This window comes from Kribbella sp. WER1 (assembly GCF_054189145.1).
Genome location: NZ_CM135186.1, coordinates 4,156,732 through 4,183,195 on the forward strand (window position 1 = coordinate 4,156,732; position 26,464 = coordinate 4,183,195).

At 69.2% G+C, this 26,464-nt stretch carries 22 protein-coding genes; 5 read left to right on the forward strand and 17 right to left on the reverse strand.

Going from position 1 to position 26,464, the window contains the following annotated elements; translation table 11 throughout:
* Nucleotides 1-101 precede the first annotated feature (101 nt).
* Nucleotides 102-2,042 (forward strand): CocE/NonD family hydrolase, encoded by a 1,941-nt coding sequence (locus ACXJJ3_RS19950; RefSeq protein WP_458171713.1) that lies wholly within the window; start codon nt 102-104, stop codon nt 2,040-2,042.
* A 140-nt stretch (nt 2,043-2,182) separates the two neighbouring features.
* On the opposite strand, the gene ACXJJ3_RS19955 is transcribed toward ACXJJ3_RS19950, so the two are convergent.
* The 14 genes from ACXJJ3_RS19955 to ACXJJ3_RS20020 are packed head-to-tail and all read right to left on the reverse strand — an operon-like array spanning nt 2,183 to nt 18,410.
* Nucleotides 2,183-3,358: a glycosyltransferase gene (locus ACXJJ3_RS19955; RefSeq protein WP_458171714.1), complete on the reverse strand. Its 1,176-nt coding sequence runs from the start codon at nt 3,356-3,358 to the stop codon at nt 2,183-2,185.
* On the reverse strand, nt 3,359-5,989 hold the full coding sequence (locus tag ACXJJ3_RS19960; RefSeq protein ID WP_458171715.1) for a glycosyltransferase family 4 protein: 2,631 nt from the start codon (nt 5,987-5,989) through the stop codon (nt 3,359-3,361). It abuts the gene before it with no gap.
* Nucleotides 5,986-7,287: a nucleotide sugar dehydrogenase gene (locus ACXJJ3_RS19965; protein WP_458171716.1), complete on the reverse strand. Its 1,302-nt coding sequence runs from the start codon at nt 7,285-7,287 to the stop codon at nt 5,986-5,988. Before ACXJJ3_RS19965 ends, ACXJJ3_RS19960 begins: the two co-directional genes overlap by 4 nt.
* Nucleotides 7,288-7,312: 25 nt before the next feature.
* On the reverse strand, nt 7,313-8,515 hold the full coding sequence (locus tag ACXJJ3_RS19970) for an acyltransferase family protein (protein ID WP_458171717.1): 1,203 nt from the start codon (nt 8,513-8,515) through the stop codon (nt 7,313-7,315).
* Nucleotides 8,516-8,519: 4 nt separating this feature from the next.
* On the reverse strand, nt 8,520-9,572 hold the full coding sequence (gene wecB / locus ACXJJ3_RS19975; protein ID WP_458171718.1) for a non-hydrolyzing UDP-N-acetylglucosamine 2-epimerase: 1,053 nt from the start codon (nt 9,570-9,572) through the stop codon (nt 8,520-8,522).
* A gap of 5 nt (nt 9,573-9,577) precedes the next feature.
* Nucleotides 9,578-10,576 carry a Gfo/Idh/MocA family protein gene (locus tag ACXJJ3_RS19980; protein ID WP_458171719.1) on the reverse strand — a complete coding sequence of 333 codons (999 nt, stop codon included), beginning with the start codon at nt 10,574-10,576 and terminating at the stop codon, nt 9,578-9,580.
* Between the two features lie 2 nt (nt 10,577-10,578).
* Nucleotides 10,579-11,670 (reverse strand): DegT/DnrJ/EryC1/StrS family aminotransferase, encoded by a 1,092-nt coding sequence (locus ACXJJ3_RS19985; protein ID WP_458171920.1) that lies wholly within the window; start codon nt 11,668-11,670, stop codon nt 10,579-10,581.
* The gene (locus ACXJJ3_RS19990; RefSeq protein WP_458171720.1) at nt 11,667-12,278 is read right to left on the reverse strand and encodes an acyltransferase; all 612 of its coding nucleotides are present in this window, start codon (nt 12,276-12,278) and stop codon (nt 11,667-11,669) included. Before ACXJJ3_RS19990 ends, ACXJJ3_RS19985 begins: the two co-directional genes overlap by 4 nt.
* The gene (locus ACXJJ3_RS19995; RefSeq protein WP_458171721.1) at nt 12,275-13,459 is read right to left on the reverse strand and encodes a hypothetical protein; all 1,185 of its coding nucleotides are present in this window, start codon (nt 13,457-13,459) and stop codon (nt 12,275-12,277) included. Before ACXJJ3_RS19995 ends, ACXJJ3_RS19990 begins: the two co-directional genes overlap by 4 nt.
* 4 nt (nt 13,460-13,463) lie before the next feature.
* Entirely contained in the window at nt 13,464-14,324 is an 861-nt protein-coding gene (locus ACXJJ3_RS20000; protein WP_458171722.1) for a hypothetical protein, read from the reverse strand.
* Complete coding sequence (locus ACXJJ3_RS20005; RefSeq protein WP_458171723.1) at nt 14,321-15,643, reverse strand: glycosyltransferase; 1,323 nt, start codon at nt 15,641-15,643, stop codon at nt 14,321-14,323. Before ACXJJ3_RS20005 ends, ACXJJ3_RS20000 begins: the two co-directional genes overlap by 4 nt.
* Complete coding sequence (locus ACXJJ3_RS20010) at nt 15,640-16,734, reverse strand: glycosyltransferase (protein WP_458171724.1); 1,095 nt, start codon at nt 16,732-16,734, stop codon at nt 15,640-15,642. Before ACXJJ3_RS20010 ends, ACXJJ3_RS20005 begins: the two co-directional genes overlap by 4 nt.
* Nucleotides 16,735-16,738: 4 nt before the next feature.
* The gene (locus tag ACXJJ3_RS20015; protein WP_458171725.1) at nt 16,739-17,527 is read right to left on the reverse strand and encodes an ABC transporter ATP-binding protein; all 789 of its coding nucleotides are present in this window, start codon (nt 17,525-17,527) and stop codon (nt 16,739-16,741) included.
* Nucleotides 17,528-17,543: 16 nt separating this feature from the next.
* The gene (locus ACXJJ3_RS20020; RefSeq protein ID WP_458171726.1) at nt 17,544-18,410 is read right to left on the reverse strand and encodes an ABC transporter permease; all 867 of its coding nucleotides are present in this window, start codon (nt 18,408-18,410) and stop codon (nt 17,544-17,546) included.
* A 1,090-nt stretch (nt 18,411-19,500) separates the two neighbouring features.
* Here ACXJJ3_RS20020 and ACXJJ3_RS20025 point away from each other — a divergent pair.
* Nucleotides 19,501-20,490: a helix-turn-helix domain-containing protein gene (locus ACXJJ3_RS20025; protein ID WP_458171727.1), complete on the forward strand. Its 990-nt coding sequence runs from the start codon at nt 19,501-19,503 to the stop codon at nt 20,488-20,490.
* 35 nt (nt 20,491-20,525) lie between these two features.
* On the opposite strand, the gene ACXJJ3_RS20030 is transcribed toward ACXJJ3_RS20025, so the two are convergent.
* Both ACXJJ3_RS20030 and ACXJJ3_RS20035 read right to left on the reverse strand, forming a co-directional pair.
* Nucleotides 20,526-21,623: an aspartate-semialdehyde dehydrogenase gene (locus ACXJJ3_RS20030; protein ID WP_458171728.1), complete on the reverse strand. Its 1,098-nt coding sequence runs from the start codon at nt 21,621-21,623 to the stop codon at nt 20,526-20,528.
* 5 nt (nt 21,624-21,628) lie between these two features.
* A complete protein-coding gene (locus ACXJJ3_RS20035; RefSeq protein ID WP_458171729.1) occupies nt 21,629-22,900 on the reverse strand; it encodes an aspartate kinase in 1,272 nt (423 codons plus the stop codon).
* Nucleotides 22,901-23,117: 217 nt separating this feature from the next.
* Here ACXJJ3_RS20035 and ACXJJ3_RS20040 point away from each other — a divergent pair, with 217 nt between their 5' ends.
* Together ACXJJ3_RS20040 and ACXJJ3_RS20045 are read left to right on the forward strand one after the other, a co-directional pair.
* A complete protein-coding gene (locus ACXJJ3_RS20040) occupies nt 23,118-23,438 on the forward strand; it encodes an ArsR/SmtB family transcription factor (protein WP_458171730.1) in 321 nt (106 codons plus the stop codon).
* A gap of 58 nt (nt 23,439-23,496) precedes the next feature.
* On the forward strand, nt 23,497-24,057 hold the full coding sequence (locus tag ACXJJ3_RS20045; RefSeq protein WP_458171731.1) for a dihydrofolate reductase family protein: 561 nt from the start codon (nt 23,497-23,499) through the stop codon (nt 24,055-24,057).
* On the opposite strand, the gene ACXJJ3_RS20050 is transcribed toward ACXJJ3_RS20045, so the two are convergent.
* Nucleotides 23,940-25,151 carry an MFS transporter gene (locus tag ACXJJ3_RS20050; RefSeq protein WP_458171732.1) on the reverse strand — a complete coding sequence of 404 codons (1,212 nt, stop codon included), beginning with the start codon at nt 25,149-25,151 and terminating at the stop codon, nt 23,940-23,942. The two genes, ACXJJ3_RS20045 and ACXJJ3_RS20050, sit on opposite strands and share 118 nt — an antisense overlap.
* Before the next feature lie 84 nt (nt 25,152-25,235).
* Between ACXJJ3_RS20050 and dinB the strand changes: the two genes are divergently transcribed.
* On the forward strand, nt 25,236-26,438 hold the full coding sequence (gene dinB, locus ACXJJ3_RS20055) for a DNA polymerase IV (protein WP_458171733.1): 1,203 nt from the start codon (nt 25,236-25,238) through the stop codon (nt 26,436-26,438).
* The last annotated feature ends 26 nt before the right edge of the window (nt 26,439-26,464 follow it).

Here is a 26,464-nt window from a genome sequence, read left to right on the forward strand (position 1 = left end):
GCGCGCGAAGTATTACCCCTGCAGAACACGGGAAGTGAGCGCGCGAGTGAGTTCTGTGCACAGAATAGTCGTTCACCTACCGCCCATAGGGGGATACCCGAATGCGCACAACTCGGTTACGAGCTGGGCTCACGCTGCTGGTCGCCGCCGTACTGGCGCCGGCCGCCGCCCTCACCGCCACCGCAGGCCCGACCGCCACCGCGGGCCCCAAACCCTTCGTCCAAGGCAACCAGACAGTCGCGGCGTACGACTACGCCAAGGCGATCCACGAGCGGGTACAGGTCGACGTACCCCAGCTCGACGGGGACGCGAACGGCATCACCGACCAGGTCACGGTCGACATCATCCGGCCGGGCGAGGCGGCCGCGGCCGGGATCGACGTACCGGTGATCATCCAGGCCTCGCCGTACTACGCGAGCGACCCGGCGAGCTACTTCGACGGCGCCGGCGTCCGGCAGGTGTACGGGAGCTGGCTGGACAACTACTTCGTGCCGCGCGGGTACGCCGTCGCGTTCGTCGACATGCCCGGGACGTTCCGGTCCACCGGCTGCAGCGACGTCGGCGCGCAGCTCGAGGTCCTCGGCACGAAGGCCGTCATCGACTGGCTGAACAACCGGACCACCGGCCACACGCCGGACGGCGGCGCCGCGAAGGCGGACTGGTCGACCGGGAAGGCCGGCATGATCGGCGTGTCCTGGAACGGGACGATCGCGAACTCGGTCGCGAGTACGGGCGTCCGCGGACTGGAGACGATCGTGCCGATCGCGGCGATCTCCAGCTGGTACGACTACACCCGCGGGTTCGGCGTGCCGTTCTACGACGAGTACATGGGGTTCCTGCACGACTACGTCAGCAACGACGCGTCGCCGCGATGCGTGGCGATGACCGACGAGATCGAGACGGCGTCCGACACGCCGACCGGGTCGTACAGCAAGTGGTGGGACCCGCGGAACTACCGGCTGGACGCGTCGAAGGTGCGGGCCAGCGTGTACGTCGTGCACGGGCTCGGCGACGAGAACGTCAAGACCCGGCAGTTCGGCGAGTGGTGGGACGAGCTCGCGAAGCGGAACGTGCCGCGGAAGATCTTCCTGCACCAGGGCGTGCACCTGGACGGATTCAGCTTCCGCGACGAGTGGGTCGACAAGCTGCACCCGTGGTTCGACTACTGGCTGCAGGGGTTGCAGAACCACGTGATGGACACCCCGCAGGCGACGATCCAGCGCGAGGACGGGTCGTTCGTGGACGAGCCGCGGTGGCCGGCGGCCGGTGCCCGGCAGACGACACTCAAGCTGAGCAAGGCGGGCGCGAAGGCCGGTGGGCTGTCGATCGCGGGCGCGTCGAGCGAGCCGGTCAGCTTCACCGGGACGAGCAACGAGTCCGAGGACACCGTCGTACTGGATCCGACTGCGGCGCGGACGGATCGGGCGGTGTTCCTGAGTGATCCGCTGTCGAAGGCGGTCCGGGTGAGCGGGACCGGGAAGGTGTCGGTACGGGTCAAGGTCGACAAGCCTGCCGCGGGCATCAAGGCACGGCTGGTCGACTACGGTACGGCGAACCGGTACGTGAACGTGACGAACGTGCCTGATACCCGCGTGTGCTGGGGCGGCGGGAACGCGCTCGACACCGGGTGTTACGCCAAGACGCAGATCAACACCGCGGTGTCCGACACGTCGGTGGTGGTGCGAACCCTTGCTGACGTCGGGCACTACAAGTCCTTGTACACCAAGGAATCGCTGCGGTCCGATCGTTGGTACAACCTATCGTTCGAGCTGAACGCGGACGACGTGGTGTTCGCGGCCGGCCACCGCCTCGGCCTGGTGCTGACGGTCGAGCCGGACAACCCGTCGGTGCCGTTCGCCGGGGCGACCATCACGCTCGACCCGACCCGTTCCGCGCTCACCCTTCCGCTGACGGGCTACACCCAGGCCCTTCAAACAGCACAAGCTCCCCAGTCGCGCGTAGCCGCGAACAAGCTCGCCCAGCCGGAGCCGGAGAAGAACCCGGTCGAACTCATGCGGCAGATGGTAGAAGCCTCCCGCTGACAGGTGGGGTTGGCCTTTGAACTGGTGGGTTGGCGTCTTGCATGACGGGGGACAAACCCACCAGCTCAGAGGCCAACCCCGGATCGTCCAGCTCGGCCAGGGTGGGCGGGGTCAGGGCGCGAGCGGTTCTTGGGACGGCACTAGTGGGCCAGCTCGGCGTATGCGTCCAGCAGGGTGGTGGTGTCGTGTTCCCAGTTCAGGGTCTTGGCGGCGGTGCGGACACCCTCGGTGTACGTCGGGTAGTTCTCGATGAGGGTCCGGACGGCCGTCGTCAGGGAATGCGCGTTGCCGGGTTCGTACAGCGTGCCGAGGGTGTTTTCGGTGACCACGGCGCGCAGTTCCGGCAGGTCTGCGGCCACGACCGGAACCCCGGCGCGGACCGCATGGAAGAGTTTGTTGGGGAGGGCCAGGCGGTGGTTCTCGCACGTGTTCGTCAGGGTGACCAACGAAATGCCGTACGTCCGCAGCGTGTCGTCGACCTCGTCGATCGAGCGCTCCGGCACGGTCTCCACCGGCCCCAGATCCAAGCGATAGTTGGGATCCACCGACCCCATCAGGACCGTCCGGAAAGGCGCCAGCTCACGAGCAGCCGCCACCACCGTGGACAGGTCCCGCCCAGCGCCCACTCGTCCGGCGTACAGCAATCCCTCCGGCTTCGAAGGTGCCGGCGGTACATCGTCCGCGCGCGGGAACGTGTTCCGTACGACGCGCACGTCGGACAGCCCGCGTGACCGCAGCCGTGCCGCGATCCCGTCCGACACGGTGAACACGACCCGCGCCTGCGACGCCAGCGACAGCTCGTACTTCCGCCCGCGTGCCCGCCACAGCGGCGTCGGACGCCCCGGCAGCGCCCGGTCGAACCACAGCTCGTGGCTGTCGTAGACCAGCGCCGCCGACCACCTTGCGGCGTACTCCGCGGCGAGCTCCAACGTGTTGAAGTCATGAGCATGCACCACATCAACCGGCCCCACGGCAGCCACCCGCGGCGCCGCGGCGACCCGCCACTGCTTCTCGGTGCGCGCACGGTGTTCCGGCAGCAACAGCCACCGGCCGAACCGCTTGGCGAGCACCTTCGGCCCGGAATGCCCGTGCCCGACGGTCAACCCGCCGCTCCCGGCCCGTAGACCGGAAGAGCGGGAGACGGACTCCACCGTGACGCCCGGCCCGACCTCGCTCTGTTGATCAGCTAGCCAGGCCTCCGGAACGTCCCGGCCGATCACATGCAGCGTGTGACCGGCCGCGGCGAGCGCCGTCGCCTCCCGCAGGATCCGCGAGTCCCCGGCGATCGGGGACTGCGCGATCATCAGAATCCGCACTTACTCGCTCTCGTCCTCGCGTACCCACTCGTTCCGGACGAACGGCAGCAGGACCTCGACCGACTTCCGGCCGTCGTGCAGGTCCCGGACGAACGACGGGCCGGCGTCGGCGAGCTTCCGGGCGGTGTCGCGCTCCGCGACGAGCCGCTCGATCACCTCCGCCAGGTCGTCCGGTGTCGCCTCGGCGATCGGCAGGTCGGTCGGCAGCAGTTCCCGGACCGGGTCCGCGATGTGCCCGACGGTGACCCGGCCGGCCGCCATCGCCTCGCACGCGAACACGCCGTACGAGCCGAGCAGCATCTGGTCGACGACGATGTCGGCGCTCTTGACCATCTCGGCCAGTTCCTTGTGCGGCACGTCCTGCACCCGCTGGTACTTGATCAGCCCGCGCGCGTCCAGGTCCTTCAGCACCGGGTCGACGTACACCGAGCCCTTCAGGGCGCTCGCCGACGGCGCGTGCAGCACCACCGGGATCTCCCGCTCCAGCACCGGCTGGGTCGAGGCGAACGTGTCGATGTCGACGGTCAGCGGCAACCAGATGCCGTTGTCCACGAACTCCAGCAGGTCCGGCGTGGTCACGAAGATCGGACCGGCGCCGTTGTACCGGCCGAGGTGCCGTCGGACGTTGTTGTTCGCCGACTGCAGCCGCTGGGTCAGCTCGTCCTCCGGGTCCCGGAACGGCGAGAACCGGTACTGGTCGCGGTGCTGCGCCGGGTCCCGGATCTCGGACCCGTGGAACACCAGGCCGTGCTTGATCCCGGCCTGGTCGAGCACCGGTACGTCGGCCGTCCACATGTCGCCGGGCAGCTGCCCGAACATCGGCCGGCCCGCCTCGAACAGGACGTGCGTCACCTCGCGCAACGCGTACGCCGTCAGCTCCAGCTGCCAGCGCAGGTCCGTCCGGTACTGCTTGTACGTCCCGGTCCGGTGCACGCGGAAGTCGAACGCGCCGCTGCCCGTGGTGAGCGACTCGGCCTTGACGTCCGGGTGTGCCCGCTCGAGCGCGGTCGCCCACAGCCAGGCCTGGCCGGCGCTGTTGACCGGACCGAGCAGCAGGTGCGTCCCGGTCTTCTCGATCTTGCCGCCCGGCCGCCGGATCTCCAGCTGCTTGCCGGTGAGTTCGCCGTACAGCTCACGCAGCTTGGCGGCCTGCCCGGCCCAGGAGACTTCCTGCTGGTACGCCGGGTCGGCGACGCGCTCGCGGTAGTCGTCCAGGTCCGTGAGTACGGTCCGGACCTTCGACGCCAGGTCGTGCGCGTCCTCCGCGACGAAGACCTCTCCGATCCGCGTACGCCCGACGAAGTCCTTCATGCTCGGCATGTCGCTGACCACCACCGGCAGCCCGGCGAAGGCGTACTCGAACAGCTTGTTCGGCAGCGCCATCTCGTGGCTCGGGTACCGCAGGATCGGGATCAGCCCGACGTCGGCGGTGCGCAGGAACGCCACCACCTCGTCCGGCTTCACCGGGTCCACGCAGTGCAGCCGGTCCTCGACCCCGAGTTGCGCGGCCTCCGTCTGCAGCGCCCGGACCGCGTCGTTCGCGACCGCGGGCACGCACACGACGGCCAGGTGCACGTCCGGCAGATCCACCAGCGCCTGCACGGCGGTGTGGATGCCACGCGCCCGGGTGACACCGCCGCTGTAGACGAGCAGCGGTACGTCGGACGCGAGCCCGATCACGCTGCGGATGTCGGACACCTCGACCGACACGTCAGCGGGGTTCGGCGTGTTCATCACCACGGCCGGCAGGTGGTCGAGCTTGTGCTCGGCCTTGAGCCGGGTGGCGATCGCCGGGCTGACCGTGATCACCCGGTCGGCGTCGCCGATGTACTCGCGCTCGTGGTTCGCCCAGGCCGCGATCGAGCGCCGCGTCCGGGCGCCGTACTGCGACAGTCCGGCGACGTACTCGTGCGCGTCGTACACGACCTTGAGCTGACGGCCGCGCAGGCTCGCGCGACCTGCGGCGCGGGCGGCGACACCGATCACGTGCATGTCGTGGGCGTGCACGACGTCCGGCTCGATCCGGTCGATCAGGTCGCCGAACGCGATCTCCAGGTCCAGCGCCTCCGGGTGCAGCTTGCGCCACGGAGCCGGCCAGGGCAGCCGGTGCAGGACACCGTCGTACGCCCGCCAGCTGAACTTGAACGGCGCGTCCGCCTTGTTGCCGACGCCCTTGCGCACCCAGGCGGCCCGCTCGGCCGCCTTCCAACGCGCGCGGCGGAGCAGTCGGGTGGCGACGCCGACCTTGTACTTGATCGGGTTTCCTTGGCCCGCCTTGGCCCGTGCGACCGCGTGCCCGGAGTCGGCCTTGAGCTCCTTGAGCTCGGCCGCGATCCGCTGGCTACGCGCCACATAGGTCGCGCGGTACCGATATCCCACCAACGGCGGCCGCCAGTTGCGGTGCGCCGTACGGCTTCGTTTCCGTTCCTCACGCAGTGCGTAGGGCACCGCCACCCGGACGATCAGCGCGCCGTCGAGCATCTCTCTCGACGGGAGGCCGTTGGCCGAGACCCCGAGCACAGTCACCTCTGCTCCGGTCTCGGCCAGTGCTGCGGCCTCCTTGCGGACCCGGCTGTCGTTGGTGACGTCGTTGGCGACCATCATCACGACCCGCAGGCCGGCATCTGTCACTGGCTGACCGACCTTCCGATCACAATCCGCCGCACGCCGGCCCACTTGGCCGGGTCGGTGCGGTCACGACCGTCGACGAGCACCTTCACGCCCGGCAGGTCCGCCGGGCTCAGCTGCGCGTACTCCGCGTGGTCCGCCTGCAGCACGGCCGCGTCCACCGGCGAGCCCAGCGTGTACGGCGTGAAGCCGAGCCCCTGGAGCTCCTCGTCGGTGTACATCGGGTCGTGCACGAAGACCTCCGCGCCGCGCGCCTTGAGCGCCTCCACGGCCGGGAACACGCCGGAGAAGGCGGTCTCCTTCACACCACCACGGTACGACGCACCGAGCACCACGACCTTGGCGCCCTTGAGCTCGCCGAACGCGCCCTCGAGCAGCCCGATCGTGTAGTCCGGCATCCCGGCGTTCGCCTCGCGGGCGGCCCGGACGACAGTGGCCTCGGGGTCGGTGTACAGGTACAGCCGCGGGTACACCGGGATGCAGTGCCCGCCGACCGCAATACCCGGCCGGTGGATGTGGCTGTATGGCTGCGAGTTCGACGCCTCGATGACGGCGTGGACGTCGATGCCGTTCTGGCCGGCGAACCGGGCGAACTGGTTCGCCAGCCCGATGTTCACGTCCCGGTACGTCGTCTCCGCCAGCTTCGCGAGCTCCGCCGCCTCGGCCGAACCCAGGTCCCAGACGCCGTTCGCGCGCTCCAGGTCCGGGCGCTCGTCGAAGTCCAGCACGGCCTCGTAGAACGCGGTGGCGCGCTTCGCGCCCTCCTCGGACAGTCCGCCGACCAGTTTCGGGTACTTGCGCAGGTCCGCGAACACGCGGCCGGTGAGCACCCGCTCCGGCGAGAACACCAGGTGGAAGTCGGTGCCCTCGGTGAGACCGGAGATCTCCTCGATCATCGGCTTCCACCGGTTCCGGGTGGTCCCGACCGGCAGGGTGGTCTCGTAGCTGACCAGGGTGCCCGGGGTCAGGTGCTCGGCCAGCGAACGGGTCGCGTTCTCCATCCAGCCGAACTCGGGCTGCCCGGTCTTCTCGTCCACGAACAGCGGCACCACCACGACGACGGCGTCGCTGTTCGGGATGGCGTCCGCGTAGTCCGTGGTCGCCCGCAGGCGGCCGTCGGCCACGGTCTCGGCGAGCAGCTCCTGCAGGTGGGCCTCACCCGGGAACGGCTCCTGACCGGCGTTCACCAGCTCGACGAACTTCTCGTTGATGTCGACGCCGACGACCTGATGGCCCTTGGCCGCGAACTGGACCGCCAATGGCAGTCCGATCTTGCCTAAGGCAACAACACTGACACGCACAGCAACTCCACTAGGTTGTGATTCTTCATCGTTTGCCTCGGAGCAGCCGCTCCATCGGGTGCTCGACGAACTTGTAGAGCACCGCCGAGGCGAAGATCGAAAGGGCGAGTACGCCGGCGTACCAGGTCAGGTTCGACCAGCCGATCGGGCCGGCGATGCCGTGGTACTCCTTGATCGCGTACATGATGGTCGCGTGGACCAGGTAGAAGGCGTACGACCACTGGCCGAGCGCGACCAGCGGCTTGCTGCGCAGCAGTGACCGGCCGCCGCGCATGTCGCGGGCCGCGACCGCGAGGATCAGGAAGCCGTACAGCAGCGTGAGAATTTCCTTCTGGCACAGTCCCATCGTGACCGCGCCCGGGAACTGCGTCGGGTGCGCGCCGGAGTACCAGAGCACGTACAGGCCACCGCCGGTGACCAGGAACGCGAACCACACCGGGATCCGCGGCTTCCACCCGGACCGGAGCGCGATCGCCAGGCCGATACCGAACAGGAACGCCACCGAGTGCAGCACCGGTTGCGGCAGGATCGGTACTTCGGTCTTGTAGTGGAACAGCGCCAGCCGGTAGGCGCCGCTGAGGACGACCACCGCGACACACAGGATCAGGCCGCCCGCGGTCTTCAGCCGCCGTGTCAGCCGCCACACGAACGGGAAGTACGCGTAGAAGAACGCCTCCACCGACAGCGTCCACCCCGCCGGGTTGCCGCCGTACAGGATGGTCGGGTTGTTCGACCAGCCGTGCACGAGCAGCGCGGACAGCGCCAGAACGGTGAGCGAGACCGGCTTGATCCAGGGCATCCCGGCCGGCGGGTCGACCCGGTAGAAGACGAAGAACGCCGCCACCAGCGTCAAGATGTAGAGCGGGAAGATCCTTGCGAACCGGCGCCGGTAGAAGGTCCGGATCTTCGTTCCCGGCTGCGCCGACCACGTCAGCACGAACCCGGACAGCACGAAGAAGAACGTGACGCCGGATACGCCGTACTTCAGGAAGTCGTAGATCGGCAGCGGCGCCAGCTGGGTCATGTGATGGCAGAACACGAAGAAGGCCGCCCACCAGCGAAGACCGGTGAGCGACTCGACACGTGGCAAACGTCCGCTGGGACGCGGAGGACCCGCGTCCCCTTCGGAAGGACTGACAGGCGCGCCGGGAGACGGGGTCGGGACAGCAGTCGACCCGGGGGCGTCCTGGGTCGACTCTGTCTGGTTCTCTTCGGCGGCCTTCGTCATATGGTTACTCCGCGAGAGTGGCGACAACACGCTCTGCAGCGTGACCGTCGCCGTACGGCATTGGGCGTCCCCCCGTGGGAGCCGGCCGTGCAGCCAACTCGGGCAGCTTACTCACGTCGGATGTCAACACGTTCCATCCGTCCGCCAGCGTCTCCACCCACTCGGTCTCGGTGCGCAGCGTGGTGCACACCCGGCCGAGCAGGAAGGCCTCCTTCTGGAGACCGCCGGAGTCGGTCACCACACCGGCCGAGCCGAGCACGGCCTGGACCATCTCCGGGTAGGCCAGCGGCTCCCGGACGTGCAGCGAACCGTCCGGACGCTCCAGCTTGATGCCGTGCTCCGCGCACTTCGCGACCAGTCGCGGGTGGGCGAGCAGCAGCACCGGCGTACCGGCCGCGGCCAGACCGTCGACGATCGCGGCCAGCCGGTCCGGGTCGTCGGTGTTCTCGGCCCGGTGGATCGTCGAGACGACGTACTCGCCCTGCGCCAGCGGACCGTCCAGCGGCTTGTCCTTGACCGCGTCGCGGACCCGGAAGCACACGTCGGTCATCACGTCGCCGACCAGCCGGGACTTGTCCTTCAGGCCCTCGTTCGCCAGGTGGTCCATCGCCACCTGGGTGGGAGCCAGCAGCAGGTCCGCCGCGTGGTCGGTGAGCACCCGGTTGTGCTCCTCCGGCATCAGCCGGTTGAAGGACCGCAGCCCGGCCTCGAGGTGCGCGACCGGCAGGTGCATCTTCACCGCGGACAGCGCACCGGCGAGCGTCGAGTTGGTGTCGCCGTAGACCAGCACCCAGTCCGGCTTGTGCTCGTCCAGGACGGCGTCCATCGCGGCCAGCATCGCACCGGTCTGGACACCGTGGCTCCCCGACCCGACGCCCAGGTGGACGTCCGGGTCCGGGATCCGCAGGTCGGCGAAGAACACGTCGGACATGTTCTTGTCGTAGTGCTGTCCGGTGTGCACGATCACGTGCTGGTGCTCGGTCGCGGCAAATGCCTCCGCGATCGGCGCCAGCTTGACGAACTGCGGGCGTGCACCGACAACGCTCAGGACCTTCATCAGTCCTACTGCTCCCCGGCCACGGCGACGGTCCGGTCCTCGGAGGCCGACTGCAGAACGGCCTCGGCCACCTTCACGGTGGTCAGACCCTGCTGCAGCGTGACAATGTCCGCCTCCTTGCCGAGCACCGCGTCCCGGAAGGCCTCGTGCTCGGTCTTCAGCGGCTCGGGCTTGCTGATCGCGTACCGGATCATGTCGCCCTCGCTGACACCGCGGAAGTGCGCGACGTCGTCCCAGGCGGTCTGCACGGTGCCGTTCGCGTGGAACGACAGGTCCGCGGTCAGGGTGTCGGCGATGAACGCGCCCTTCTCACCGGTGACGACGGTGAGCCGCTCCTTCATCGGGGACAGCCAGTTGACCAGGTGGCTGGTCACGGTGCCGTTGGCCAGCTTGCCGGTCACCGCGATCAGGTCCTCGTACTGCCGGCCGGACTTGTGGGCGCTCTGCGCGGCCACCGTGACGAACGGCGACTGCGTCACCCACGCGGTCAGGTCGATGTCGTGGGTGGCCAGGTCGAGCACCACGCCGACGTCCGCGATCCGGGCCGGGAACGGGCCCTGGCGGCGGGTCGTGATCTGGTAGATGTCGCCGAGCTCGCCGGCCTCCAGCCGGACCCGGAGCGCCTGCAGCGCCGGGTTGTACCGCTCGATGTGACCGACCGCGCCGACCAGGCCGGCCGCCTCGAACGCCTTCGCGATCTCGGTCGCCTCGGCCGACGAACCGGCCAGCGGCTTCTCGATCATCGCGTGCACGCCGGCCTCGGCCAGCGCCTTCGCGATCTCGGCGTGGTACTGCGTCGGCACCGCGACCATGCAGTAGTCGAGCTTCTCCGCGATCAGCTGCTCGATGTTCTCGTGCACCGGACGACCGCCGGCGACACCGAACTTGTCACCACCCGGGTCGGCCACCGCGACCAGGTCGACGCCCTCGAGGGACGCCAGGACGCGGGCGTGGTGCCGGCCCATCATGCCCAGGCCGATCAGGCCCGCACGCAGGTTCGCCATGCTCACGCACCCGCCTTCGCCACGGTGTTCACCGCGGAGACGATCCGGTTCAGGTCGTCCTCGGACAGCGACGGGTGGACCGGCAGCGACAGCACCTCGGCAGCGGCCTTCTCGGTCTGCGGCAGGTCCAGCTCGCGCTGGAACGACGGCAGCCGGTGGTTCGGGATCGGGTAGTAGACGCCGCAGCCGACGCCGTACTCGGTGCGCAGCGCGTTCGCGAAACCGTCACGGTCCTCGGTCACCCGGATCGTGTACTGGTGGTACACGTGGCTCGCCTCGGCGGCCACCGCGGGGATGCCGACACCGGCGAGGTTCGCGTCCAGGAAGGCCGCGTTCTCCTGCCGCTGCTTCGTCCAGCCGCCGACCTTGGTCAGCTGCACCCGGCCGATGGCGGCGTGCAGGTCGGTCATCCGGTTGTTCAGGCCGACGACCTCGTTCTCGTACTGCTTGAGCATGCCCTGGTTGCGGAACAGCCGCATCCGGCGCTCGATGTCGGCGTTCGCGACCGAGTTCATGCCGCCCTCACCGGACGTCATGTTCTTGGTCGGGTACAGGCTGAACATCGCGAACTCGCCGAAGGTACCGACGGGGGCGCCGTTCCAGGTCGCGCCGTGCGCCTGCGCGGCGTCCTCGAAGATCTTGATGCCGTGCTTGTCGGCGATCGCCTGCAGCGCGGTCATGTTCGCCGGGTGACCGAACAGGTGCACCGGCATGACGGCCTTGGTCTTCTCGGTGATCGCGGCCTCGACCGCCACCGGGTCCAGGCAGAAGTACGTCGGCTCGATGTCGACGAACACCGGGGTCGCGCCGGTCAGCGCGACGCTGTTCGCGGTCGCGGCGAAGGTGAACGACGGGACGATGACCTCGTCGCCCGGGCCGACACCGGCGGCCAGCAGGCCGAGGTGCAGACCCGACGTGCCCGAGTTCGTCGCGACGCACGCCCGGCCGGAGACCAGCGCTGCGCCGAACTCCTGCTCGAACGCCGCCACCTCGGGGCCCTGCGCGAGCATGCCGGACTGCATGACACGGTCGACGGCCTCGCGCTCCTCCTTACCGATGATCGGCTTCGCGGCCGGAATCGGCTGCACCATCAGTTCTCCTCCTGTGTTTCGTCGGCCGGCCGCAGCCGCCCGTCGGTTTCGATGTACATCTCGCCCGTGTTCGGGCACTTCCACTCGCCGTCCCCGACGGAGAGCAGCGGAACACCGGCCTTGCCGACCCACTTGAGGCGGCGAGCCGGGACCCCGGCGACCAGCGCGAAGTCTGGCACGTCCTTGGTGACCACCGCACCCGCGGCGACCGTCGCCCAGCGGCCGATCGTGACCGGGGCCACGCACACGCTGCGCGCGCCCAGCGAGCAGCCTTCCTTCATCGTCACCCCGACCGGTTCCCAGTCGTGCCCGCTCTTCGGCGACCCGTCCGGGTTCACCGCGCGCGGGAAGTAGTCGTTGGTGAGCACCACCGCCGGGCCGATGAACACGCCGTCCTCGAGGGACGCCGGCTCGTACACCAGCGCGTAGTTCTGTATCTTGCAGTTGTCGCCCATCCGGACCCCGGTCCCGACGTAGGCACCGCGGCCGACGATGCAGTTCTTGCCGAGGACCGCGTTCTCGCGGATCTGGGCCAGGTGCCAGACCGACGAACCGTCGCCGATCTGGGCGCTGTCGTCGACGTCGGCGGATGGCGCGATGCGGGACGTCACAGGGTCTCCTTCGTGATGAGCCAACTTCTCAGTACTTCGGCCGAGCGGCGTCCGTCGTGCAGCTCGGTCACGAAACCGGGGCCGGCGGCGGCCCGCTCGGCAGCGGTGTCACGGTCGGCGATCAGGCCGCCGAGGACATCACCCAGGGTGTCGGGATCCGCCTCGACGATCGGTACCTCTCGCCCAGTCAGACTACGCACCCTCCGGCGCACCTCGTCACCGACGTACGAAACCACGATCCGCCCGGCGGCCAGGGCCTCGGCGGCCGCCACGCCGTACAGGCCGATGTGCAGTTGGTCGACAACGATGTCGGCGTCGCCGATCACCTTCGGCATGTCCTGGTGCTGGACGCCGGTGATCCGGCGGTACTCGACCACGCCGCGGTCCTGGAGGTCGGTGAGGACCTCGTCGATCTCCTGCGTGCCCTTGAGTTTCGCGTTCGACGGGACGTGCGCGACGACCGGTTTCGGCGTACTGAACAAGGGCCGGGCGGCCTGCTGCCACGGGACCGGGTCGATCGCGACCGGCAGCCACTGCGCGGACGGTACGTCGTCCAGCAGGTCGACCGTCGAGACGAAGACGGGGAGGCCCAACGATTCGACCAGCTCGGCGTGCCGGCGGGCCTGCGGCTCGAGCCGCTCGGTCAGGTCGTCGCCCGGGGCGAACGGGGACCACCGCTCGCGCTTCGCGTGCCGGCTCGGCAACCGGATGTCCGAGCCGTGGAAGAGCAGCGAGACGTTGACGCCCTTGCCGAGCAGCTCCTCGATGTCGGGCTGCGCGTCGGCGTACCCGCGGGCGCCGAACAGCGGGCGGAGCGACTCCACCATCACGTGCGAGTACTGCGCGACGTACTGCTGCTGGGCGCGCTGCCAGCGCGGCTGCCCGAACCAGGCCAGCGGTACGCCGTAGTCGTCGGCGAACTGGAAGCGGCCCTTGCGGTGAAAGGCGAACGAGACGGCGGCGACGTCCGGCAGGGTGTTCGCGGCCTGTGCCCAGGCGTGCCCCTGCCCGGCGGAGTTGGTCGGTCCGACCAGCATCCGCACCGGCGTCGTCGGTACCGGCGGGAACGCCGGCAGCTGCGCGAACGAGTACCGCACGCCCCGCAGGCGCCGCCGGACCGCTCCCGCGGTCCGGGCCAGTGGCGCCGGCAGGTGCTCGCGGATCGCGCGCGTCACCGTCACTGTGTCATCCATTACCTACTGGGGCCTTCATCATGTCGAGCTCGCGCCGCGCAGCCGGCAGACCGAGCACCACCGGGGTGCTGGCCTTGCGCTGACCGAGGTTCCACCCCGCCCAGATCGCACCGGCGTCCAGCGCGATCACCACGTCTGCCTGGTCGATCGTCGTCAACACGTCACGCCGGCTGAGCACGCGCTCCCAGTAGTTCTTCCCGAGGTCGCTCGTCGCCCGCTGCCCCCGCAGGAACTTCACCGGCGCCGACCCCTTGATTGCCGGCGGCAACATCCGCCCCGCAACCTTCCGAGCCTTCCGAGCCCGCCACTCCACAGCCTTAACCACGCGCTTCGCGCCGGTCGGCCGCGGCTTCGCCGCGGAGCCGGAGGAACCAGCCGAAGCCCCACCCGAACCACTGGACGAGGCCGCCGCACCCGCGCTGGAGGCACCGGTCGACACTGCGGGCGGCGCAGCCGCCACCCCCTCGGCGCCCGCTTTTCCGGCGTCGCCGTCGGGGGCTGCCGCGCCGTCCGCCGGCTCTTCGGCCGAGCCGGCTGCAGCTACCTGCGCGGCTGCCGGGGCGACCTTTGCTTCGTCTTCGACGACCGACTCCGGGGCGGCTACTGCCTCGGGGGCGATGACCGCGTCGGGGGCCTCGTCGGTTGGTTCGGTGGTGGGTTCCGGCTCGGGGGCGGACGGCATCCGGCCGGGGCCGATCAGGGTGAAGGTGTTGACCTTGTCGGCGACCCACGCCGACGGGGCGACCCAGCCGACCACGTCGATCGTGATGTTCTGGTCGCCCAGATCCTCGCGGACCTGGTCGAAGTACGTCGGCGGCAGCCGCCGCGTCGACAGCAGTACGACGTTACTCATGCGGCCACTCCCTTCACACTCGCGGCCAGCGACTCGATCCGCGGATCCAGCTGCAGGTCCCGCCGGTACGACGCGCCGAACTCGCGCGCCTTCGCCCGGATCCCCTCGTCCGCGGTCCGGGCCGCGTGCGCCGCCTCGATCAGCGCCGCCGCGATCGCCTCCGGCGTCACGTCACTCACCGGGAACCACAACGGATGCCCCCGCAGTACGTCGGACGCCGCGTTCTCCGGGTCGTGCACCGACACCACCGGCAACCCGGTCGCGAGGTACTCGAACACCTTCCCGCTGGTCACGTACCGACCCTTGCCCAGCATCAGCAGCTGCGCGTCGAACTCGTCGTACGCCTTCGCGATCTCGGCCTTGCCGACCGGGCCCTCGTAGCTGACCCCGGCGTCCGCGGCGGCGTTGATGGTCGCGAGCATGTCCGCCCGCGGCTGCGCGTAGTACCCCAGGTACCCGTGGATCTTGGCCTTCGCGCCGGCCAGTTCCTCGGACTGCTCCTTCGCGAGCTGCCAGCCCTCGACGAACTCCTTCAGCGGCACCTTCGGCGACACGGTCCCGACGTACCCGAAGACCAGCGGGCGGTCCGTCACGGCGCCGCGGTCCTGCGTGTCCGGCACCAGGTCCGGGTCGAACCCGTTCGCGACCGTGTGCATCCTCGACGCCTGCGCCGGGTAGAGCTTCTCGTGCCACTCCTTGATCGGGTCGTTCACGAACCAGACCTCGCGAGCGGACTCGACCAGCTTCCTCTCCCAGCGGGCGGCGCGGCTGTTCGGCTCGTGCAGCCGGTCGCCGGTGAACACGTCCAGCAGCCACGCGTCGCGGTAGTCCATCACGTACGGCACCTGGAACTTCTTGTGCAGGTGGTACGCCGCCGTGAACGCGACGTGCGGGTTGGCGGTGGCGACCGTGAGGTCGACCTTGTGCGCCCGGTGGATCCGCTCCGCGGCCTTCTCGATCACCGAACGCCAGGGCCCGTACCCGCTCTCCGGGAACGGGATCTGGTCCTGCTTGGTACGCCACTTGGCCCAGAGCTTCGGGTTCGAGGCGCGGCGCTTGGACCAGCGGCGCAGGTCGGCCTCCAGGATCGGCCACTCGAACGGGACCCGGACGACCTCGACGGACGGGTCGACCCGCTCCTCGAGGGTCAGGTCCGCACCGGTGAACCGGAAGAACGTGTCGCGGTCGGCCGTCAGCACGGTCACCTTCCAGCCGAGCGCGGCGAACCGGTTGGCCGTGGCCAGTGCCCGGTAGACACCGCCGCCCCGGCAGGGCGGGAAGCCCCAGGCGACGTACAACAGGTGTGGGCGGTCGGTCATGCAGGTCCTCTTAGCAGGTTGAGAATCGCGTCGGCCAGGTTGTCGTACGGCGTGTTCGTGGGCAGGTGTTCGCCCGCCCACTGCAGCGCGTGGTCACGCAGCTTCTCCAGCTCACCGGGGTCCGCGGACCAGCGCCGCAGGGTCTCGGACGCCTCCGCCACCGAGTCCACCAGGACTCCGCCACCGGACTCCTCGATCACCTTCGACTGCCGGGGCAGCCGGGTGGACAGCACGGGAAGGCCGCTGGCGAGGTACTCGTAGATCTTCGACGGCATCGCTTCGATGAACGCCGGGGTCGGCTGCAGCATGGCAAGGCTCGCCCAGGCGCCGTGCGCGATCCGCCAGGCGTCGGCGGGTGGCTGGCGTCCGTGCAACCGGACCCGGCCGCCCAGGTCGGGCTGCGCGATCCGGGCCTCGATCCGGTCCCGGTCCGAGGGTGCGACCGGGCCGACCAGGTCGAGAGACCACTCCGGCGCCGCGGCGACGGTCTCGACCATGTCGAACAGGCCACGGCTGGTACGCAGGTCCCCGACGTACACCGCGCGCGGTGTACCGGTCGGCGGGGACGGGGCCAGGAAGCCGTGGTCGGGCAGGTTCTGCACCACCAGGCGGTGCTTGGCCTGGTGCGGTGCGAGATGCGTGTCGGCGACGACGGTCAGGTCGGCGCCCGCGGCCAGCTTCGACCCGGCGCGGACGATCAGCCGGGCGGGCAGTCCCGCCGGGCCCTTCGCCCAGGCACGGTCGGCCAGCAGCCGCTCGTAGTCCTCGTGGACGTCGACGACGAGCTTGCGCCGCCGGAGCGTGGTGACCAGCCGGGTGACCGGGATCATGTCCGGGTCGACCGTCATCACCACCTTGGCGCTGGTCCGCCACGGCAGGACGGCGGTGCGGGCCAGCCGCTGCACCAGGTTGCCGCGCGGACCGGCGTGCACGGTGGCACCGGCCGGACCGCCCTCCGCATCACCGAGGCCCCACAGCTCGACCCGGAGGTCGCGGTGCTGCAGGGCCGCGGTGATCTTGTGCAGGCGCGCATCGGCCACGTCGTGGCCGGTCGTGATGATCCCGACGTCCGGCGCCGTGCTGCGTGACATCGGCTCAGAGGTCCTCGAGTGAGACGGCTTCTTCTTCCCCGACCTGCAGGAACTTGGTGTAGGCCTGGATGACCTCGTTGGGCTCGCCGCGCATCATCAGCTTGCCCTTGTGCAGCCAGATGCAGTCGTTGCACATCTCGCGCACACTGCTCATCGCGTGGCTGACCAGGAACATCGTGCGGCTGTTCGAGACCAGCTCGGCCATCTTCGCCGCGGCCTTGGTCTTGAACGACGCGTCGCCGGCGGACAGCGCCTCGTCGATCATCAGGATGTCGGGGTCCATGTGCACCGCGACCGAGAACGCCAACCGGCTGAACATGCCGGACGAGTACGTCCGCATCGGCATCTCCATGAAGTCGCCGAGCTCGGCGAACTCGGCGATCTCCTCGTACCGCGCCTCGATCTCCTTGCGGCTCAGGCCGGCCGCGAGACCACCGAGGACGACGTTCTCCTTGCCGGACAGCGCGGCGTTGAAGCCGACGCCCAGCGAGAGCAGCGTGGAGACCCGGCCGTGCACCTCGATCCGGCCCGAGGTCGGCGGCAGGATGCCGGCGATCGACCGCATCAGCGTCGACTTGCCGGCGCCGTTCGCGCCGATGATGCCGATCGTGGTGCCGTGGTTCACGTCGAACGAGACGTTCTGGACGGCCTTGACCTCGCGGACCGCACGCTCGCCGCGGCCGAGCCGGACGATCGCGCTCTTGAAGGTCGGCACCCGCTCGAACGTCGTGCGGTACGTGATGGACACGTCCTGCACCTTGACGGCCGGAACCGTGGACTGAGTCTTCTGCATCGGCTTCTTCTCGGTCTCAGAGACGGACAACGAAATCACGCTCCCTCGACATGAAGAACAACGCCCCGACGGCAAAGGCCAGGACCGCCCAGAACGCGCCGGCGATCCACAGCTTCATATCCGGCACGTGCCCCTTGACGAGCAGGTCGGTCCAGCCGCCGAGCAGCGGATAGAGCGGGTTGTACTGGATGAAGCCCTTCAACCTCGCCGGAGCCTGCTCGGCGAACCACAGCACCGGGGACATGTACAGCCAGATGCGCACGAAGTACGGCAGGAAGCTCGCGGTGTCCCGGAAGTACACCTGGAGGGCCGCGAAGATCATCCCCATACCGGAGGCGAAGACCGTCAGCATGACCAGGAAGATCGGCGCCAGCAGCATCTGCCAGTGCAGCTTCTGCCGCATCAGCACGTGGATGATGAGGTACACCACCAGGGTCGGCACGAACCGGAAGAACGCGGTCCGCACCGCCGACAGCGGCAGCAACATCCGCGGGAACGACTGGTTCAGCAGCAGCTTGCCGCCGCCGACGACGCTGGCCGCACCGGCCGTCATCGCACCCGAGAAGTAGTAGAAGGCGAACAGGCCGCCGCACATGTGGGCGAACCGCAGGCCCGCATCGACCTTGGCGCTGCCACCGGCGATGATGTCGGTCAGCAGGTAGTACACGAGTGCGAGGAGCAGCGGGTTCAGCACCAGCCAAACCTGGCCGAAGAAGGTGTTCGTGTGCGCACCCCGGATGTTCGTCCGGGACATCTCCGCCGCGAACTCCCGTCGCTGCCACAGCGCCTTGAAGTACGGGCGCAGGGCCGGCAGTCCGACCTTGTGCGGTTCGTACACGTGCACCGACGGGTTGAACTCCTCGTCGACGCTAGTCGCGTTCATGCAGGCGATGCCTCTCTCTGCCGGAAATTGGATCCACGATGGCCGATCACCTGGGTTTCGGCGGATACCGCCCGGGGTAAGGCGGCGGGCCTCGCAGACCGGGAAGCAGAGTAGCGGATCCGCTCGGACGCCGACGACACAGCGGTCCTCCTTAGTGAGCAACGACGTACGGACGGCTACCGAACGTCGTTCCCCGCTGCATCCACAACACCTGCGTCGTCCTTCGCCGATCGTTATCCGGAATATACATTTGACAGCCAGTGGCGGCCAAAACGCCTTCCAGGCAAGTCAAATCGCGGTCAAATCATCAGGTACGACGCTACGCTCCGGCGCGAAGTTGGCGTGACGCGGCACACCAGTTCAGCGGCAGGACCCCGAGAGCCGCGGACGCGGTACGGACGTGTCACGCAACAGCACGTCCGTCCTCCCCGTGAACAGCCTCACCATCCACGGAGCGCCGGCCGGCAGCTCCCGGGGTTCCACCATCGATCCGGGCGCGCATCCGCGATGGGCGGTAGCGGACGGCGGCACCGGATCCGTCGAGGCGATGACCAGGGCGGCGGTCATCGGCCTCCCGAGGCCGACGGCGGAGGACAGCGCTACGCGGGATCCCTGCAAAGATGCCTTCGCGCTGGGGACGGCACACCGGACACGACGGGCGGCGGCACACGGCGGAACCGGTCGCATCGGGCACTCCTCCTCAATCGGCCTCACGATTGGAGATGCCACAGTTTGTACACCCTCCGGCACAGCCGGTGATGGCACGGAAGTGCGAGGGCACCGATACGCCGGATCGAGATCCAACCGAAACCGGCTCCGCTGACGCGGCAGCCGACACGGGCCAGAATTGGAACAGCAGCCCGGCGGCGCTCAGGTGGTCCGTCGCCGGGCTGCTGGACCTCAATTCTCGCTCAGGACCGCGAAGAAGTGGTGGCCAGATGGTGACACGGCACAAGAATGCTGACAGGACAACAAATATCGCTGCACGCAGCCACCTCGACACGGACAGTGCCTTCGGTGCTGGATCGGCCCCTCTAACCTGGAGGGACGGTAGCGGGAGGTGACGGCAATCGGCAGGGAGGGAAGGGTCGTGAGCACAACGGATACGGAGCGTGCCGACCATTTGAAGGTGCTCGGACTCAACGAGGACGAGATCAAGGTCTACCAGCATCTGCTGCGGACCGGTCCGTCGTCGATCGTCGAACTCGACGACGCCGTCCCGGACCGGGCCGGTTCGATCGACAGCACCCTCAGCGGATTGGTCCAGGCCGGTCTCGCCCGCCGCTCCGGCTCGGACCATTCCCGCTATCTGCCGGTCCCGCCGGACGCCGGCCTCGAGGCGATGACGCTGCGCCGCGAGTCCGAGCTCAAGCAGGCCCGGATCGAGGTGCTGAACGCGTACGACGAGTTCCGCCGGACCGTGCACAGCGAGTCGACCACGCACCTGATCGAGGTCGTCACCGGCAACGCGATCGTCGAGCGGATCCACCAGATCAAGAACAGCGTGCAGCGCGAGATCCTGGCGATCGACTCCCCGCCGTACTACATCGGCGGCCCGAACCAGGAGGAGATCGACCACCTCAAGCGCGGCGTCGCGTACCGGGTCGTGTACTCGCCGGAGTCCGTCGAGGTACCGGGGTACCTGACCGAGAACATCCTTCCGTGCGTGGAGGCGGGTGAGCAGGCTCGCGTGCTGCCCGACGTACCGGCGAAGCTGACGATCATCGACGCGTCGATCGCCTACGTCTCGATGTCGGTGCGCGACACCGAGGTGAACCGTTCGCTGCTGATCATCCGGCCGAGCAGCCTGCTGACCGCGCTGATCGGGATGTTCGAGCTGTGCTGGCGCAACGCGTTGCCGCTGCACGCGTCGGTCGGCGCGGAGGACGACCGACTCGAGCCGATCGAACGCCGCCTGCTGGCCCTGCTCGCAACCGGCGCTGCTGACGACACCATCGCCCGCACACTCGGCATCAGCCGCCGGACGTTCTTCCGCTACCTGGAGCGCCTGATGAACCGCACAGGCGCCAGCACGCGGTTCCAACTGGCCCTACACGCCGCCCGCGAGAACTGGCTCTAAGTTGATTGAGGGGCCCGGCGCGGGCCCCTCGTACGTCACGCTTCGGCTGGGATGAACTCCTTGGCGACGACCTCGGCGATCTGCGCGGTGTTCAGCGCGGCGCCCTTGCGCAGGTTGTCGCCGCAGACGAACAGCTCCAGTGCGTTCGGGTCGTCCAGCGACTTGCGGATCCGGCCGACCCAGGTCGGGTCGGTGCCGACCACGTCCGCCGGCGTCGGGAACTCGCCCTCCGCGGGGTTGTCGAACAGCAGCACGCCCGGCGCGTCCCGCAGTACCTCACGGGCTCCGTCGGCGTCGACCTCCTGCACGAACCGCGCGTGCACCGACAACGAGTGCGTCGTGACCACCGGAACCCGCACACACGTCGCGGACACCTTCAGATCCGGCAGCCCGAGGATCTTGCGCGACTCGTTCCGGACCTTGAGCTCCTCCGATGACCACCCGTCGTCCTTCAACGACCCGGCCCACGGTACGACGTTCAACGCCAGCGGCGCCGCGAACGGCCCGAGGTCGTTCCCGACCACCCGCCGGACGTCGCCCGGCGAACTCCCGAGCTCGCGATTCCCCGCGACCTTCGCCAACTGGTCGTACAGCGCGTCGATCCCGACCTGCCCGGCCCCGGACGCCGCCTGGTACGACGCGACCACCAGCTGCTCGAGCTCGTACCGGTGATGCAGCGCGCCCATCGCGACGATCATCGACAGCGTCGTGCAGTTCGGGTTCGAGATGATGCCCTTCGGCCGGTTCCGGGCGGCCTCGGCGTTCACCTCCGGAACCACCAGCGGTACGTCGGGATCCATCCGGAACGCGCCGGAGTTGTCGACCACGACCGCGCCCTTGGCGGCCGCGATCGGCGCCCAGTGCGCGGACACCTCGTCCGGTACGTCGAACATCGCCACGTCGATGCCGTCGAAGGCGTCCTCGCTGAGCGCGATCACCTCGACGGTCTCGCCGCGGACCACGAGCTGCTTGCCCGCGGAGCGCTCGGAGGCGATCAGCCGGATCTCGCCCCAGACGTTCTGCCTGGTGGAGAGCAGGGTCAGCATCACCGTCCCGACGGCGCCGGTCGCACCGACCACCGCCAGCGAGGGCAGACCCGTCCGGTCCTCGATCGTGTTCTCCACAGCGCTCACAGGGGTCACCGTCCAGTTCCTCCGTACACGACAGCCTGGGTGTGCTCGTCGTCCAGGTCGAATGCGGTGTGCGCCGCGGTCACGGCGGCGTTCACCAGGTTCTCGTCCACGACCACCGAGATCCGGATCTCCGAGGTGGAGATCATCTCGATGTTCACGCCGGCGTCGGCGAGCGCGGAGAAGAACTTCGCGGAAACGCCCGGGTGCGAGCGCATTCCGACCCCGACGACCGAGACCTTTCCGATCTGGTCGTCGTACAGCAACTGCTCGTAGCCGACCTCGTCCTTCATCCGGGCCAGCGCGGACATCGCGCGGGCGCCGTCGGCGCGCGGCAGCGTGAACGAGATGTCGGTCCGGTTGGTGGCCACCGCCGACACGTTCTGCACGATCATGTCGATGTTGGTGTCGGCACCGGCGACCGTCTCGAAGATCCGGGCCGCCTCACCCGGCTTGTCGGGAACCCCGACCACCGTGATCTTGGCCTCTTTGGTGTCCTGCACCACGCCGGAGATGATCGCCTGTTCCATCGTTTGATCCAGTTCCTTCGCATCGACGACCCAGGTGCCTTCCTTCTGCGAGAAGGAGGAACGCACATGGACGGGGACGTTGTAACGGCGGGCGTACTCGACACACCGCAGGTGCAGCACCTTCGCGCCGCAGGCCGCCATCTCGAGCATCTCCTCGTAGGAGATCTTCGGGACGTGCCGCGCGGCCGGCACGATCCGCGGGTCCGCGGTGAAGATGCCGTCCACGTCGGTGTAGATCTCGCAGTAGTCGGCCTCCAGCGCCGCGGCCAGCGCGACCGCGGTGGTGTCCGAGGCGCCGCGGCCCATCGTGGTGATGTCCTTGGTGTCCTGGGCGACCCCCTGGAACCCGGCCACGATCGCGACGTGCCCCTCGCCCAGCGACTCCTCGATCCGGCCCGGCGTGATGTCGATGATCCGGGCATTGCCGTGCGCGGAGGTGGTGATCACCCCCGCCTGCGAGCCGGTGAAGCTGCGTGCTTCGTACCCCAGGTTGGCGATCGCCATCGCGAGCAGCGCGGCCGAGATCCGCTCACCCGAGGTGAGCAGCATGTCGAGCTCGCGCGGCGGCGGCAGCGGAGAGACCTGCTGGGCCAGGTCCATCAGTTCGTCGGTGGTGTCTCCCATCGCGGAGATGACGACCACCACGTCGTTCCCGGCCTTCTTCGTCGCGACGATCCGTTGGGCCACGCGCTTGATGCCATCGGCGTCGGCGACCGAAGAACCGCCGTACTTGTGTACGACGCGTCCCACAGTGTTGTCTCCTCAAACCACTGGTTGCGGTACGCCGTGCGGCGTTGCACCAGGCGTAGTCTCGGGGGTCATTCTAGCCGTGACCTGACCGTTGCCTACCGGCTGACCAGCACCCGGTCCGGCAGATCACCGTCCGCACCGAAGGTTCCCCGACCCGGTGTGGTTCACGCGGGAAATGGTCCTTGTTCGTATAAGCCATCGCTGAAATAATTGGCGGGTGCATGCGTTCGACATCCTCGGCGACCCGGTGCGGCGCCGGATCCTGGAGCTGCTCGCCGACGGCGAGCTGCCGGCCGGCCGGATCGCCGGCACCATCGGCCAGGAGTTCGGCATCAGTCAGCCGGCCGTGTCCCAGCACCTGAAAGTGCTGCGGGACAACGGGTTCGCGACCGTCACCGTCGACGGCACCCGGCGGCTGTACGCCGTCGCCCCCGAGCCGCTGCGGGAGATCGATACCTGGCTGGACCGGTACCGCAAGTTCTGGACCAACCGGCTGGACGCGCTGGAGACCGAGCTGCACCGCGGCCGCCGCTCATAACCTTTGCGTCGACGCCTGCATCTGGGTTGGTATGCGGAACATAGTGGCCAGGCTGTGCATGTCCGAAGACGGCATCGTGGAGCGCCCGGAGCAGTGGTTGCCGCGCGGCGCGCTGGGACAGCTGATGCCCGCGACCGGCACCGTACTGTTCGGCCGCCAGACGTTCGAGCGGTACGCCGGCTCGCTCGGCGTCCGGGCCGGCACCCGGAACCTCGTGATCGGCTCCCGCCCCGTCGTGGCCCGCCCGGGGACCGAGATGCTGCAGGGCGAGACCCGCCGGGTCCTGACCGCACTGAAGTCCGTACCGGGCGAGGACCTGCACGTGATCGGCAGCCTCACGCTGATCCGCTCGCTGCTCAAGTGGCGGCTGGTCGACGAGGTGTCGCTGCTGATCCACCCGGTCGCCGCCGGCCGCGGGACGTTGCTGGACCGCCGGCAGCTCCGGCTGATCTCGATGTGCGCGCGCGACCGCGGCGTCCTCGAGGCGAACTACCGGGTCCGTTACGCGGCGACCGCCGTACCGTCGACGACGCTGATGTCCGACGGCCGATGGGGCGGCACGCGCAGCAGGGACAGGGTCGCCAGTACGGCGAGGCCCGCCGCCAGGACCCACGCGTAGCGGACGCCGAACGCCTCGACCACCGCACCGGCCACGGCGGACCCGACCGCGGACCCGACCATGCCGCCGCTCTGCGCCCACCCGAAGATCTCGGTGTGCGCGGAGTACGGCGTCAGCTCGCCGATCCGCTCGTACACCGCCGCGATCGTCGGCGCGATCAGGCAGCCGGCCGCGAACATCATCACCGCCAGCGCGACCACCGACGAGGTCACGAAGACGCAGCCCGAGACCAGGACCGCGAGCGCCAGCATCCGCCGCCAGACATACGAGTTCCGCCGGCCGGGCAGTGCGCCGTTGATCACACCGCCGCTGACGCTGCCGATCGCCGCGACCATCTCGAGGACGCCCGCGATCAGCCGGTTCCCGTGCTGGTCGGCGACCGCGACCATGCCCAGCGACATCGCCGCGAAGCCCATCACGAGACACGCCCAGGCGATGAGCAGCGGCGCACGATGCTGATGGAACAGCAACTGGCGGGCGGTCGGCCGCGGACCGGAGTTCTCGTCGTGGTGCGATCCGGACTGCTGGCTCAGGCCGAACCACCAGATGGTCGCCGCCGCCGTCACCGCGCAGGCCAGCAGCCCGGCGCGCGGGCTGGCGAAGCTCACGATGACAGCGCCGGACATCGGGCCGATGACGAACAGCAGCTCCTGCGCGGTCGCGTCCAGCGAGTAGACGGCACGCAGCCGCGACCCGTGCACGATCCGCGGCCAGTTCGCCCGGAGCGCCGAGGTGACCGGGGCCACGCAGACGCCGGCGATCGCGGCCGCCACCGGGAGCAGCCGGTACCAGCTGTACGGCAGCAGCGCGACGACGGCCATCGACGCACCCCACGCCATACCGGTGCCGATGACGACCTTGCGGGCGCCCTTCCGGTCGGCCATCCGGGACCAGACCACGCTGGCGACCGCCGTACCGACCGAGTACGCACCGGCCACCACGCCGGCCCAGCCGAAGTTGCCGGCCGCGTCCTTGGCGAGGAACGCCAGCGGGACCATCGTCGCCAGCACCGGCAGCCGGGCGATCAGCGCCGAGGCGAGCAACGACATCACGCCACGGGTCTTCCAGAGGTCGCGGTACGCCGACAGGTCCATAACGTGCATTGTTTCCTGACATCGATGTCGGCCGCTTCGGGAATTCTCCCTATCTCACGTTTTGTCCGGTGATTATGCGAACATATGTTCGTGTCCTTGTCCGGTGCGGCGACGATCCTGCATGCCGATCTGGACGCGTTCTACGCGTCGGTCGAGCAGCGCGACGACCCACGCCTGCGCGGGCGGCCGGTGATCGTCGGCGCGGGCGTCGTGCTCGCCTGCAGCTACGAGGCGAAGGCGTACGGCGTGCGCACCGCGATGAACGGTGGCCAGGCGCTCCGCCGGTGCCCCGGCGCGATCGTCGTCGAGCCGCGGATGTCGGCGTACACCGAGGCCAGCCGGGCGGTCTTCAAGGTCTTCGACGACACCACGCCACTGGTCGAGGGGCTGTCCATCGACGAGGCGTTCCTGGATGTCGGCGGCCTGCGGAAGATCCGCGGTACGCCGGTGGAGATCGCGGTCCGGCTGCGCGCCGAGGTGCTGTCCCGGGTCGGGCTGCCGATCACCGTCGGGGTGGCGCGGACGAAGTTCCTGGCGAAGGTCGCGAGCGGCGTCGCGAAGCCGAACGGACTGCTCGAGGTGACGCCGGAGGGCGAGCTGGACTTCCTGCATCCGCTGGACGTCTCGCGGCTGTGGGGCGTCGGCGAGGTGACCGCGGAGAAGCTCCGCAGCCGCGGGCTGACCAAGGTCGGCGACGTCGCGATGCTGCCCGAGGCGGCGCTGGTCGCGATGCTCGGCCGCGCCTCCGGCCGGCACCTGCACGCGCTCGCCCACAACCGCGACCCACGACCGATCGAGGTCGGGCGCCGTCGCCGCTCGATCGGATCCCAACGGGCGCTGGGCCGGTCGCCGAAGTCGCCGGCAACGCTGGACGCCGTGCTCGCCGGCCTGGTCGACCGCGTCACCCGCCGGATGCGCTCCGCGGGCCGCTCCGGCCGGACCGTCACGCTGCGCCTGCGGTTCGACGACTTCACCCGCGCGACCCGCTCCCACACGTTGCCGCAGGCAACCGATCAGACGCGCGCCCTGCTGGTGACGGCCCGCGCCCTGCTCCGCGGCGCCCAACCCCTGATTGCCGCCCAGGGCCTCACGATGATCGGCATCTCGGTCGGCAACCTGGAGAACGACGCCGCCCTGCAGCTCGCCCTCCCCTTCGACAAGGCCGCGAACAACGAGCTCGACAGCGCCCTCGACCAGGTCAAGGACAAGTTCGGCACCACCGCCATCACCCGCGGCATCCTCCTCGGCAAATCCCAGGGCCTGGAGATGCCGATGCTGCCGGACTAGGGCGTGTCTCCTCATCCCACGCCGTA